We start from the raw sequence: 13,742 nt of genomic DNA on the forward strand, positions 1-13,742 counted from the left end.
ATCTAGGCATTAATTTTTTGCCACACATTAACCTGTGGGTGCGCAATACGGCGCATATTTGAAGGACGCCAAAACAACGCCTCACCTGGAGCCAATATAATATATCCACCTAACACACACTGCTCTGATAGCCTTGCCAAAATATCACGCTGATCAAACTTGCGAAAATATAGCAGCATATTTTGACAGATAATGACATGCTGAAGGTGCGAAGTGGGTGGCTTTTGCTCAATAATATTGTGTAAAGCGAAGCTAACATAGCGTCGTAATGTTGGCGCAATCTGCCAGTCGGTCTGAGTGCCAGTCATCGCCTTTTTTGCGGTAGACACCTTATAAAAATGCGATTGACTGATATCACACTTAGCTCGCAATGGCTGAACGAACTGCTGGCACAGGTCTGGAATTAACGACTGCTGCCGCTTATCATACTGCCCTAATCGTGCTTTCGTAATGGCTTGTTGGCTAACATCCGTACCCAATATCGTATAATTAATCAATTGTTCAGAAGCCAAGCTCATCGCCAATGACCATGTTTCTTGTCCACTGGCACAACCAACACTCCAAATGCGAAATAAATCATTAGCATCATTGTTGTGACCACGATCAGTACTAGTAGCAGTAAGCTGCTGGCGCTGATGCTGTAATGCACACTTTGTGACAAAATCGATAGAAGGCATATGGCGAAAAAAACGACTTTCGTGAATCAGTACTTTATCCAATAACTGCTGGCGTATTTCATCGTTTTTTGGTAGTTGACACCACAGCTTTTCAACTGTCAATCCATGTGATAATGCCGTGTGTTCAATCGCATTTATCAACCATTGCAGCTGGACATTGGGTAGAACGAAACCAATCTCTTGTTCTATATATCGCTGCCACTGCTGCACATCAAAACTGTCTGCCTGCAGCAAACCCTTAATCAACGAGGGCTTGACTGCTTTGATTAGATTGCTGTCTGGTTGAGTAAAATTATTCACGTCACCTGCTATAGTCACTGCTGCAAATCATCGTATCTGCACAGCATATTATTAACACATTAATTTAAAGACGGTCAGTGGTCTAACACCTACTTGACGTTAACACTTGTCATTACACACTTGCTGATAACGCTTCTTCGGTGTCCAACATCTCGTTTTCTAGTAGCTCATCATCGTTCGACACTTTAAAACCAGTGACTGACTCTTGCAATGCTGCAGCCATTTCGCTCAGCTCACCAATAGAGCGCGCGGTTGCCATTGTGCCAGAAGAGGTCTGTGAGGTAATATCTTGAATAATATTCATCGTATGCGAGATGTGACCAGCAGATTCTGCCTGCTGCAAAGCGGCGTTTGAGATGTTTTGAATCAAGTCAGCCAAGGTATTAGAAACGCTCTGCACTTCTTCTAGGGCTTCACCAGCATCTTTTGCCAAGCGTGCACCGCGCACAACTTCAGAGGTCGTCGATTCCATTGACATAACGGCTTCGTTGGTATCTGCCTGAATGGTTTTCACCAAGGTTTCAATCTGTTTGGTAGCGTTAGCTGAACGCTCAGCAAGACGTTGGACTTCATCAGCAACGACCGCAAAGCCTCGACCGGCCTCACCTGCCATCGATGCCTGAATAGCAGCATTCAATGCCAAAACGTTGGTCTGGTCAGCAATATCATTAATCAAACCAACGATATCACCAATTTCTTGCGAAGACTCACCAAGACGCTTGATACGTTTTGAGGTCTCTTGAATCTGATCACGAATCACGTTCATACCCTCAATAGAGCGCTGTACAACTTCCGCTCCATTATGAGAGATAGCTACTGAGCGCTGAGCAACAGTCGCTGATTCTGAAGCGTTGTTCGAAACTTGGTCAATCGATACTGTCATCTCATTAATAGCCGCTGATACACCAGCAATTTCTTGTGCTTGGTGCTCAGATGCTTCAGCAAGTTCGACTGCATTCATCTGTGTTTGGTCTGAAGACTGCGAAACGCGGTCAGCCGTGTTGTTAATAACCAAAACCAATTGACGTAATTGGTCAATCGCAAAGTTCACTGAGTCAGCAATTGCCCCAGTAAAATCTTCTGATACGGTGGCATTAACCGTCAAATCACCTTCTGCTAAATCACCCAATTCATCAAGTAAACGTAGAATAGCAATCTGGTTACGTTCGTTTTCTTCTTGAATTTGACGCGCTCGCTCAGATTCCGCTTCTGCTTCCTGACGACGACGCAAGGTTTCTTTTTCAATGAGTAGGCGCTCTGATCCCCCACGCTGCTTCAGTAACTGATACAGAGCAAAGAGGATGCCTAATACCCCTACGACAAATATAATCGCTGGTAAAGTAACGGATTGATTAAAATCAGCCAAGTACTGACTTACTGACGATAACGAATTGACCAGCCAAATCAGGCAGGCCACACTTATTAGCACAAAAAACCCTAACAATAACTTCCACTTGCTATTAGCGTCCTTGCCATCTGTTGTATTGTTCGTACCAGCTACAGGTTTCTTTATAACATCACTCATCGTACGTATTCCTTTCACACAATCATCAAAGTCTCATCGTGACTGACTTTGACAATCTTATTGTTATAAAAACAACAGTGATTAGCAAAGCCTGTATGAATACTGACACCCAACCGTATCATGTCATTCGCTATTATTTCGTCATCGTTATAGCAGCCAGATAGCTGTTATCGACTGCTATATTGCAGCATCGGTATACTGCAGGTCTTGTGCGAGCAGGCTTGGCATAAAAACATACCAATCTTGCTCATTTTTAAAGAACTTACCGTGATTATAAGGAGCAAAGGGCGAATTAGGCTCTATAGCTTCTGCACGGTATTGATCATGCGTAAATTGTTCAATCCCAATAACTTGATCCACTAACAGTCCTGAAAAGAGATTGTCATGTTCAATAACAATGACTTTTCGTTGGCTCATTTGCGTTAAACGACTAGGAACCTGTAGAAACTGAGACAAATCGGTGATTGGCAATAGGCGTCCGCGAATATTGGCGATGCCTAGCATCCAAGGCTTCACTAGAGGCAAGCTGGTATACTCTGGCATGGCCAATACTTCTGATACTTGACCCATCGGTGCAACTAACCGCTGTCCGCCAATCTCGAATACCACACCTTGCCAGTCATACTCTTGTCCACCGCGGCGACCACTTTTGCGCGCGCGTGCCAAGTCTGCTAAACGCAGAAGCTCAATAAACCCTCTGGAAGCCACAATCTACTCCATTACTTTACGGATGATATTAACCAATCCATTTTCATCAACGGGCTTTGCCATATACTCTTTAGCGCCTTGGCGTTTTCCCCAAACTCGATCGGTTTCCTGATTTTTGGTACTGATCATAATCACTGGAATATGCGCGGTGGTTTTACCTCGAGTAATTTTGCGAGTGGCCTGAAAACCGTTCATCTCAGGCATAACCACGTCCATTAAAATGACATCTGGTAAGTGATCAATGGCCATCTGGCAACCTTGCTCACCATTTATGGCTTCTAACACTTTAAAATTATGTCTGGCAAGCATGTCGCGAAATTTCGCCATCTCAGATGGTGAGTCGTCAATGACTAAAACTGTAGTCATAGGAATTTCCTTTATTTTCGAAAGTATCCATAAGGATATGTTGTTATATTATTGAGACAATCCGACTGAAAGTAGCACGCCAACCATAAATGGCAGGGCAACTCTCTTAACAGTTTCGATTAAATATTGAGCCGTTATTAGTAATATTTTATCAATACTAAATCTCTTAACCGTAATGCCTAGCCTAATTTATCTGACTCTATATAAAGCATAGCAATGCATAAATCATACCAACTTGTAAGACGATATTTAACGATATATCTACAAGCGGACTTATATATATTAGCGGTACTGATTAATTGCCTCGAACAGCTCATCTTTACTAAATGGCTTGGTCAGATACTCATCTGAACCCACAATACGACCACGCGCTTTGTCAAATAAGCCATCTTTAGACGACAACATAATCACAGGTTTGCTGGCATAATCAGGGTTGTTTTTTATTAGCGCACAAGTCTGATAGCCATCCAAACGCGGCATCATGATGTCGACAAAAATAATATCTGGATTGTTATCGACAATTTTTGCTAAAGCATCAAAACCATCAATGGCGGTCACAACTTCGCAACCCGCTTTTTGTAATAAAGTCTCTGCGGTACGGCGAATGGTTTTTGAATCATCAATCACCATTACTTTTAAACCATCAAAATTATTTTCCATTATCAGTGTCCTATAAACGACTATTTATTAGACCTCTTGCAAAAGTAGCAAAGAGATTTAATATAAGAAACACATCCACAACTGGCTAGGAACCATGCCAAACATAGATAAACTACTCAAAAAAAATGATGCAGGCTTTAAACGCTATACAGGCATTCATAAAGCGACCTTCCATGAAATGCTGGATGCTATGCAGCAATGTGAAGCACAAAAGACTAAATCAGGTAGACCAAGCGTGCTTAGTCTTGAAGAACAAATACTACTAGCACTTACTTATTGGCGTGAGTATCGAACGCTGTACCACATCAGTATGGACTTTGGCATTCATGAGTCGTCTGCCAGTCGTATCTTTCGTAAAGTAGAAGATGTTCTTATTGATTCAGGCAAGTTTGAACTGCCTAAAAAGCTGCCTAGTAGAGCCGATGACGATATGAATTGGACAGTCGTCATCGTCGATGCCACTGAAACCCCAATTGAGCGTCCAAAAAAACCAAAGAGAGTACTACAGCGGCAAGAAGAAACAACACACCTTAAAAGCGCAAGTGATCGTCCACTGGAAAACAGGCTTAATATTAGATATTCAAACGTCCAAAGGGTCAGTGCACGATTTTAAGCTGTATAAAGATACTTGTCCTGACTGGCTTCCTTGTGACACTAAACTATTAGCCGATAGTGGCTATCAGGGCATTGCAAAGTTACATGAACAAAGCTTCACCCCCTTTAAAAAGCCACGTGGTGGTCAGCTGTTAGCGCTCTGCAAACAAGCCAATCACTATCTGGCTAAGTTTCGTATTATGGTTGAGCACAAAATAGGCTTAATCAAGTTGTTCAAAATCGTGGCTCATAAGTATCGCAACCGTCGTCAGCGTTATGATCTTAGAATGAAGCTATTCGCCAGTGTTGTTAATTTCGAGCTTGGTTTATGACTTTTGCAAGAGGTCTATTCTTAATACCATCCATCAATGCAAAAATTTAACGGTTATTTCAACCTGTCATATCATTCATTATTGGACTGATATGAGACGCTAAATTTGCATTACCATATGTTATGACAGTCAACATATCAGCTGCCAGTATCCGCCTGTCAACCAGAGCGTCAACATGGGCTACTATACGCACTTTCTAATTAATAAGCTTACTAAATTGCGCCAAATCTATGGCTTTTTAGACGACTTATTTTGCTTTTATTATCGTCCACTGCAACCGTATTTGGTCTAAAACAAGGTAAAGTACCTTTTATTACTGATGACCATGACGATAAAAGAGGTAAGCCCGAAGTAGAAGAACCATCAACCTTATGATATTTCTGCATTATATAGAAACGCTTGACACATTGCTGAATAATTTTCTTTTGTGATAAAAATGTATCATTGTATTTTGTTATGTTTGTTTTAGCACAGTTATCGACTAATTTCCAGTTATGAGTGAGCCAATATTCGAACTGGTCAGTAATATAAAAATTTGTTCAAACTTGCTGTCATTCCTACCTTAGCTAATGACTGGATTTAATAGCCTTAATGCCAGCTGCTTATTAAGTTTTCTGCACTTATTTCACCCAGTTGCAATTCACTATATAATAAAACGATGACTACTATGGTGACTGCTATGACGGCTTCTAAATTTTTAAAAAATAGCACCTATCTACTGAGTGCTTTTCTTCTTGCTGCCTGTCAGCCATCACCGCCTACCAATGAGCCTGTGACTGCAGAAAACAGTGAGACTGTAGATACCCCTATTGTCATTACCGACGATAGTGTGACCATGACGCCAGATCATATATTGAGCATAAAACCTTCACGTTATCAGCCCAGTCTTGGTTTACAAGGTAAGATCGAACCTATCAAACAGACTAAGCTTATCGCTGCATACCCCATTAACGTCGAAGAAATACAAGTTACTGAGGGTCAATGGGTAGAAAAAGATATGCCGCTGCTTATTGTTCGACGCGTGCAATCAGAAAGCAAAACAGCAGATGCATCCAACCCAGCCAAGGCACAATCTTCGGCATCGAACAGCGTTGCCCCAGATTCTGAGATGACGAACGATGCGGTTGATGTAAAGCAAACACACTCACAAAAAACAGACGCTAGCTCAAAACTAAATCAGCCTACAGCAGAAAATGGTGCAACAACCACTAAAAACGACCCAATTGCTAACAAAGAAGAGGCAGCAGCAAACACCACAGTGGGCGCTCCTAAAAACGCCGTCGGCAACCTTAAAAACAATGACCAAACCAGCGCCAATAGCACGGCGAGCTCAAAACCGCAGCAGAGTCAGTATAACTTGGTCACTGTGCGTGCCAGTTTTTCTGGCCGTGTAAAAAACTTATATGCCAAAGCAGATCAAAGACTAGAGGCGCGCACGCCTTTATTACAGCTTAGCGATGAAACTAAATTACACTTTATCGCGACCCTACCTATCCAAGCAGAACCGCAACTTTCGGTTGGTCAGACTGTCAATTTTACAGCTGAAGGTATGTCGGAACAGTTCACAGGACAAGTCAGTAAACTGACCGCGACCAGCCAGCCGAAAAAGCTGTTGGTCTATGTTAACGTCATTGACAATGAAGCAAGTCGAGACAAATTATTGCCAGATATGAAAGTCACGGGGCGGGTTAATTATGGTCAAATAGATGTGGGCACTATCGTACCTAAGCGCGCGTTGCACGATGTTGACTTGACAGAATTACAAACGTCACCATATAAGCCTCTGTCACCGTTGACTGCTAACGTGTGGATTATTGGACAGGATCAGCGCCTGACACGCCAGCCTATTGAAGTAGTCGAATATGACCCTATCACAAAGCAGTATTTAATTGCGGGCATTAGCAACGACAGTTTGATTTGTTTGGCTGATTTACCGGCTGATGCTAAAGGTAAAAAAGTCAATGTCTCATAGCTATGCATGCTGACAGTTACATTGTGTAGAAACATTAACAAAGCCTCTCTTGTTTTGTAACTGCCTAATTAGGCAATATGACCGTATAATATATAGCATTAACCGAGTATTCTGAATCATTGGTATTAAATGACTCAATATCTTGAAAGTTTGAGAAATCTTAGAAAGTTTGAGAACCTAGAGGCTTAATCGTTTAACTGTTTGAGATCCTAAAATCAGCGATGTATTTATCGCGATACAAAATATCAAAACAGATGAAACGTTTGGCCAACCATAACAACAACTAGAGGATAACCCATGAGCAAGCAGATTTTATTAATCGAAGATGATCCTGATCTAGCTGAGTTAATCAGCGATTACCTGACCATGAATTATTATGACGTCCATCATGCAGGGCTTGGTCAAGAAGGGCTTGATTTATTGGATGCTAAAGAACGTGACATTGATTTGGTCGTGCTTGACTTAATGCTGCCTGACATGGATGGTATGCAAGTGTGTCAAAAAATTCGCGGCAATAAAAACAACATGACCAATAAAGTGCCAATTATCATGTTGACCGCGAAAGGTGATACCACCGATCGCGTGCTAGGTCTTGAGATGGGTGCTGACGATTATATATCTAAGCCTTTTGAGCCACGTGAGCTTCTCGCTCGAATCCGTGCTGTTATTCGCCGTCATGAGCAGCCCAATCAAGCAGATAGCCAGTCTGACAGTTTGACCTTTGGTCGTTTGAGTGTCTTTCCTGACAGCCATGAAGTGACCATCGACGATGAGCCTGTTCGTTTAACGACGCATCAGTTTCAATTATTGCATTACTTTGCCACCCATTCTGGTAAAGTACTGAATCGCGAGCAACTGTGGCAAGCCATGCCCAATGATGACAGCTCAGATAATATCGATCGCGCCATTGATGTTCATATCTCGCGCCTGCGTGCTTTAATTGAAGACAACCCACGCCAGCCAAAACGTATTATTACGGTACGCGGTGTTGGTTATCAATTTGCCACTGATCAGGTTTGATCACAAAAGCGGCAAATTAATCGATAAAAACCATACTTTTGATTTGTTTATGCAAATTAGAAGTATGAGTCGATATAAACGGCTGATAGTAGAGATGGTTTAATGCAGCAGTTGGGATTTCGTTCGGTATTTGCCAAATTATTTGCCAGTGTCATGCTGGCACTTATTTTATTTGCAGTGGCGATGGTGCTGTTGACGCAACTTGTACACGATAAAGATGCAAGTATTCGATCAGAAGTATTGGCTACCCAGATTTTAGGACAAATAGACCCTTTCTTGCATGAGCTGAATATCTCTGTTAGTGAGGACAATCGCTTGCAAGCGCGCTTTATGCTAGCAGTGGTCAAAAAGAGCTTTGATATCTTTGATGAGTCATTACAGGCAAAGATGGGCTTGTATGACAGCGAAGGTCGATTGCTAATGCAAACGGATAACAGCGATTTGCCATTGGAGTTGCCCGCACCGCCCTCTTTATTTTCACGCGTTTTTCCCTCTCTCGCAGACACCTCCCCTACCAAGCAAGCTCAGGTTTATAGCAGCACCGGCTATACGCTTTTGTATGAATCACGCTTACCGCCTAAAAAACCAGTACTCTCTTCTGCGCTGAATTTATTTACTGGCACACTACTACTATTACTGATTATGGCAGGTGTCCTATGGTGGATTGCTCGTACCATCACTTGGCGCATCAATCAGATGAGCCAGCAGATGGCGCAACTGGGTGATGGTGATTTTACCGTACGGGTGAATGCTCGTGGTAACGATGAGATCGCCTCACTAGCGCGTGGATTTAACCAAGCAGCACAAAAAATTGAACACCTTATCGATGCCAATAACCTGCTCTTAGCACATGCTTCTCACGAGCTACGTACCCCCATTACTCGTATCCGCTTACAGATTGAGATGATGGATATGCTCGCAGGAGCGCTACCATCTGATACCAAAGCAAAGTTTGATAAACGTGCGCAAGCGATTAACCGTGATTTGTCAGGGCTCAATGATTTGGTAGAGAGTATCCTACTGGTGAGTCGTTTAGACGCCGGTCATGCCTTGCAGCAAGTTGAAAGCTTAGACTTATACGATCTGGTGAATCAAGAGCGGCAACATTATCCTGAAGCGACGCTCATTGGTGAACATATTGTGATCGAGGGTCAATCATCGATGTTGACCCATTTGATTCGTAACTTGTTAACCAATGCCATGCTACACGGCAAGCCACCCGTGACGGTACTATTGTATGGTGTGCAAACTATTGATGAAGCAGATACCATACCTGATTACCTGCTACAAACGATACTCTGCAGTAGCTTTGCCGATTATAATAGCTCTGATTTTGACTCCTATCACGAACCAATCGAGGTTAATGAAGACAATACGAATAATCATATTGCGCATAGTCATACACACTCAAACGATTCTTCTCATAGTACTGGTAAAGTTAAATCTGAAGCAACGGATGCTATTATCGTGTTGCCAGCACCACCGATATATAGAAACGGAGAAAATATTGCGGTTGAGCATGATCTCAATTCCGATATTGATACCGATACCGATACCAATGTAAATATAGAGACTAAAATAGATAAGGCTGATATTAATACCAACAGCGACATTGATTCTATTGAGACCTGTGCAACCTTAACAGAATCTACTGATGTGGATAGTGTTCAAACTGACTCAAGCACTTCGACAAATGCAGTCAACAGTAACGATACCGTTGGAAGCACCAGCGCATCCTCATTGATTGCTAATTATCATAACTTTACCAATGATTTGACTGACAAAATTAAAAAGATGGTTTGGAAAGCAGTTCCTGACAATGAAGAGCCGTCTGCAGTTATCAATGACGCTAAGAGTACTGCCTTGAATGATGCAATTCCTAAATCCAAAGGTGCCATAATAAATAAAGGTGGCAATACACGCGACAAGGGTGATGCTCAAAATAACACTCAAAATCCTACAGAAATACTCAGTACGCCACGTAAAGAAGGGTTGTTTGCCAAGCATCTAAAAAAGGCCAAGACCGATCCTGTACGCCCATTACCGAAATATGCAGTATTAGCAGTGATTGATGAAGGCACGGGTATTCCAGAAGACAAACGTGAAGAAGTATTTAGCCCATTTGTGCGGTTGCAACAAAAAAATAAAGGTTCTGGACTAGGCTTATCGCTAGTATCACAAATCGTTACCGCCCATCAAGGGCGCATCATTACTGATACGTTGAATGGACATACCAGGTTTTTAGTTGTCATACCAGTCAAGCACGACCCACATTATCACCAGCATGACTAGGGCGTTTCTTCAATTCACTCTATTAACCTTTAAATGGGCTAAAAATGGCTAATTTTTGCCAAACATCGTCAAATAGCGTATCAATGTCTCGATATTATTTGCGCTATTTTCCTTATTCGACGGCAATTTATCTCATTTTCATCACCATTTTTAAAATAAGGACACGACCTAGTCAGCGATGCTATAGTCGATTCAATTTAAAAGTAGTACAAGGCAACCGAGTGTAGATGTATATTTAATACTTCAAGCGAGGTTAACGCAGTAATACTTTTAAATTGAATCGACTATATAAGGTGCTATGAACAGACACTTCATTCTACTCGATCGTCGCGACTCATATTCTACAAAACCCCTCTTACTAATAGCTATTAATCATAAGCCTGTCACGGATGTTCATATCCAAAGTGCTCGATAATATGCTATATTAGCGCCCCTTATTATACGGTTATTAACGGTTGTTTCTTAATTGGCTTCTTACATTGTTAAAGAGGCCCGACAGCGCGTTTGTGACTATTAAAAAAATTATTGAATTTTGAGCCCTCCATGAATGACATGATTGTCTTAAACAATGTGACCAAGAGTTTTTTAAGCGACCGATCAATCAAAGACAAAGATGGCAAACCACATTGGTTTACTGCCGTTGAACCGACCTCGTTATCTGTCCAGCAAGGCGAAATCTTTGGCCTAATGGGATACTCGGGTGCAGGTAAGTCTACTTTGCTACGCCTAATCAATATTCTTGAGCGTCCAGATGCTGGTCAAGTCATCGTCGATGGCACCGACCTGACCACATTGTCTGCCAGTGAATTGCGTATCGCTCGGCATAATATTGGTATGATTTTTCAGCAATTTAATCTGATGTCCAATCGTACTGTTTTTGACAACGTGGCCTTTAATTTAACCGTTTCAGGATATCCGAGCCGCGACATTCATAAACGAGTGATGGATTGCCTAGAGATTGTTGATCTAACAGACCGCGCTGGTCACTACCCTGCGCAGCTGTCAGGCGGACAAAAACAGCGTGTCGGTATTGCCCGAGCGATTGCCCCCAGTCCTAAAGTATTATTGGCTGATGAGCCAACCAGTGCGCTTGATCCTGCGACGACCCGCAGCTTGTTGACTTGTCTACGCAATATCAACGAACAACTTGGCGTCACCATTGTGATTGTGACTCATGAGATGAGTGTCATCCGTAGGCTTTGTGATCGCGCCGCATTACTGCATCAAGGTCAACTCTTGGAAGTTGCAGATGTTAGAGACGGTCTGATTCAGGCGACCACCCCGATTGGCAAAGGCTTAGTGCACGAAGACTAATGAGGCAGGAGAAATAAATATGTTAACTGGTAGTGAATTGTCCGCCTCGATAGACAAGCTGTTTGCCCTGCGCAAAGAGATTGTGAACGCGTTTATTGATACATTTATTATGCTTGGCATCTCAACGACGGTGGCGATTGTCATCGGTGGGTTGTTTGGCATATTTTTGTTTTTATCCAGTGATCGACAGTTTTTGCAAAACAAAACATTGTATGGTCTGCTTGGTGGTATCACCAACTTTATGCGCGCTTTCCCATTTGTCATTTTGATGATTGCCATGAGCCCATTTACTAAGGCTATCGTTGGCACGGGTATTGGACCGATTGCGGCCTCATTGGTACTCGCCATTGCAGGTTCGTTTTATTTTGCCCGTTTGGTCGAGCAAAACTTACGTGAAGTGCCACGCGGTATCATTGAGGCGACCGAGTCTATGGGCGCACGTCCTTTGACCATTATTAAAGTCTTACTCAATGAAGCACGCTCAGGACTGGTATTGTCCGTGACGATTCTCTGTATCAGCCTGCTCTCTTATTCAGCAGCGGCAGGTATGATTGGCGGCGGTGGTCTGGGGGATTTAGCCATTCGTTATGGCTACTATCGTTATCAAACGGAGGTGATGATTTTTATCGTTATTGTCCTATCAATAATGGTCGTCTCCATTCAAGCATCGGGTAATTGGTTGGCTAACCGTTTGGATAAACGATAGAAAAAAGACTTAGACAAAGTCAGTTAACGCTAATATGAATAATACTCAGGGTTTAATGCCGATTCATCCTAAGCAAAATGCTTGACTTTGTTACTGAGACCCTTTAATTTTGATACTAACTTAACAGTCGTTAACTTAGCAGCATTACTATCCCTAATGTTGCTTTTTTAATGGCCAGCGTTTGCCCTCCATCCCATCCATCCCTCTTATTAAGGAAGTTCCATGAAATTAACAGATATCAGCCGTCAGTTAGCGACTGCATTTGCTGCCGTTGGCGTATCAAGCCTAGTCTTGGTTGGTTGCAACAACTCATCAGCACCAGAAGCGACTAAAGAGCCTGTTACGGAAGGCTCAACAGCAGAGACTGCCGCTAGCGATATCGATCCTGAGCATACCAAAATTGTCATCGGTACCACCGAAGGTGACTTCGCCGATATGGTGCGCAACCAAGTGAAAAGCTCACTGGAAGCGCAAGGTTACGAAGTTGAGCTGGTTGCTTTTACTGACTATGTACGCCCAAACCTTGCCTTGGCTGAAGGTGATTTGGACATCAACATCTTCCAGCATAAGCCTTATCTTGATACCTTTAAAAAAGAAAACAATCTTGATCTAGTAGAAGTTTTCCAAGTACCTACTGCCCCACTTGGCATTTACTCAGGTAAAAAGACCACACTTGATGATGTCTATAAAGGCATGAGAGTCTCTGCACCAAATGATCCAAGTAACTTTGCTCGTGCGCTGGTGATGATGGATGATCTTGGCTGGATCACGCTAAAAGACAATATTGACCCACTAACGGCATCAAAAACTGACATCGCTGATAACAGCAAATACGATATTGAAATCATTGAGTTAGAAGCCGCTCAATTGCCACGTGCTCGTGATGAAGTCGACTTTGCAGTTATCAATGGCAACTATGCCACGGATGCTGGTATCAAGCTGACTGAAGCGCTATTTCAAGAGCCTAGCTTTGCTTACGTCAACTGGTCAGCCATCAAATCAGCCGATGCTGGCAAAAAATGGGTCGAAGATGTGACCAATGCATATAACTCGGAAGCCTTTAAAAAGTATGCTCATGAAACTTTCCCTGGTTATAAGTACCCAAAAATCTGGGGCTCTGATCACAGTGCGCACACGGATACCGCAACAAAACCTGCACCTGTAGAAGCTGCTGCTCAATAAGCTCTTAAGCCAAAAGCACTTAAATATCGTCTTCGTCCCGATTGTAAACGCCCATTGCTAGATAGTGATGGGCGTTTTTTATGGACTCGATTTT

At 42.6% G+C, this 13,742-nt stretch carries 11 protein-coding genes and 2 pseudogenes; 8 read left to right on the forward strand and 5 right to left on the reverse strand.

The annotated features are described in order from the left end of the window. Positions 1-2: 2 nt before the first annotated feature. From JMV76_RS09415 to pilG, 5 genes and pseudogenes are all read right to left on the reverse strand, one after another. Positions 3-944 carry a CheR family methyltransferase gene (locus tag JMV76_RS09415; RefSeq protein WP_374190056.1) on the reverse strand — a complete coding sequence of 314 codons (942 nt, stop codon included), beginning with the start codon at positions 942-944 and terminating at the stop codon, positions 3-5. A 145-nt stretch (positions 945-1,089) separates the two neighbouring features. After that, positions 1,090-2,163, reverse strand: a pseudogene (locus JMV76_RS09420) (methyl-accepting chemotaxis protein); the annotation flags it as partial. A 516-nt stretch (positions 2,164-2,679) separates the two neighbouring features. Further along, complete coding sequence (locus JMV76_RS09425; protein ID WP_055124771.1) at positions 2,680-3,210, reverse strand: chemotaxis protein CheW; 531 nt, start codon at positions 3,208-3,210, stop codon at positions 2,680-2,682. A 3-nt stretch (positions 3,211-3,213) separates the two neighbouring features. Further along, on the reverse strand, positions 3,214-3,576 hold the full coding sequence (locus tag JMV76_RS09430) for a response regulator (RefSeq protein ID WP_045444033.1): 363 nt from the start codon (positions 3,574-3,576) through the stop codon (positions 3,214-3,216). A 282-nt stretch (positions 3,577-3,858) separates the two neighbouring features. Then, entirely contained in the window at positions 3,859-4,236 is a 378-nt protein-coding gene (pilG, locus tag JMV76_RS09435) for a twitching motility response regulator PilG (protein WP_045453505.1), read from the reverse strand. Positions 4,237-4,426: 190 nt separating this feature from the next. On the opposite strand from pilG, the pseudogene JMV76_RS14860 reads away from it, so the two are divergent. The 8 genes and pseudogenes from JMV76_RS14860 to JMV76_RS09475 form a co-directional block, all read left to right on the forward strand. Beyond that, positions 4,427-4,612 (forward strand): annotated as a pseudogene (locus JMV76_RS14860) (helix-turn-helix domain-containing protein); the annotation flags it as partial. A 79-nt stretch (positions 4,613-4,691) separates the two neighbouring features. Then, a complete protein-coding gene (locus JMV76_RS09445; protein ID WP_227690265.1) occupies positions 4,692-5,162 on the forward strand; it encodes a transposase family protein in 471 nt (156 codons plus the stop codon). Between the two features lie 679 nt (positions 5,163-5,841). Next, entirely contained in the window at positions 5,842-7,134 is a 1,293-nt protein-coding gene (locus JMV76_RS09450) for an efflux RND transporter periplasmic adaptor subunit (protein WP_201502505.1), read from the forward strand. A gap of 297 nt (positions 7,135-7,431) precedes the next feature. After that, entirely contained in the window at positions 7,432-8,154 is a 723-nt protein-coding gene (locus tag JMV76_RS09455) for a response regulator transcription factor (RefSeq protein ID WP_045444030.1), read from the forward strand. Between the two features lie 102 nt (positions 8,155-8,256). Beyond that, entirely contained in the window at positions 8,257-10,446 is a 2,190-nt protein-coding gene (locus tag JMV76_RS09460; protein ID WP_201502506.1) for a sensor histidine kinase, read from the forward strand. 543 nt (positions 10,447-10,989) lie between these two features. Beyond that, a complete protein-coding gene (locus tag JMV76_RS09465) occupies positions 10,990-11,760 on the forward strand; it encodes a methionine ABC transporter ATP-binding protein (RefSeq protein WP_201502507.1) in 771 nt (256 codons plus the stop codon). A 19-nt stretch (positions 11,761-11,779) separates the two neighbouring features. After that, positions 11,780-12,466, forward strand: coding sequence for a methionine ABC transporter permease (locus JMV76_RS09470; RefSeq protein ID WP_045453498.1), 687 nt, complete (start codon positions 11,780-11,782; stop codon positions 12,464-12,466). 222 nt (positions 12,467-12,688) lie between these two features. Beyond that, positions 12,689-13,648: a MetQ/NlpA family ABC transporter substrate-binding protein gene (locus tag JMV76_RS09475; protein WP_201502508.1), complete on the forward strand. Its 960-nt coding sequence runs from the start codon at positions 12,689-12,691 to the stop codon at positions 13,646-13,648. Positions 13,649-13,742 lie beyond the last annotated feature (94 nt).

It is taken from the genome of Psychrobacter cibarius, from assembly GCF_904845955.1.
GTDB lineage: Bacteria > Pseudomonadota > Gammaproteobacteria > Pseudomonadales > Moraxellaceae > Psychrobacter > Psychrobacter cibarius_B.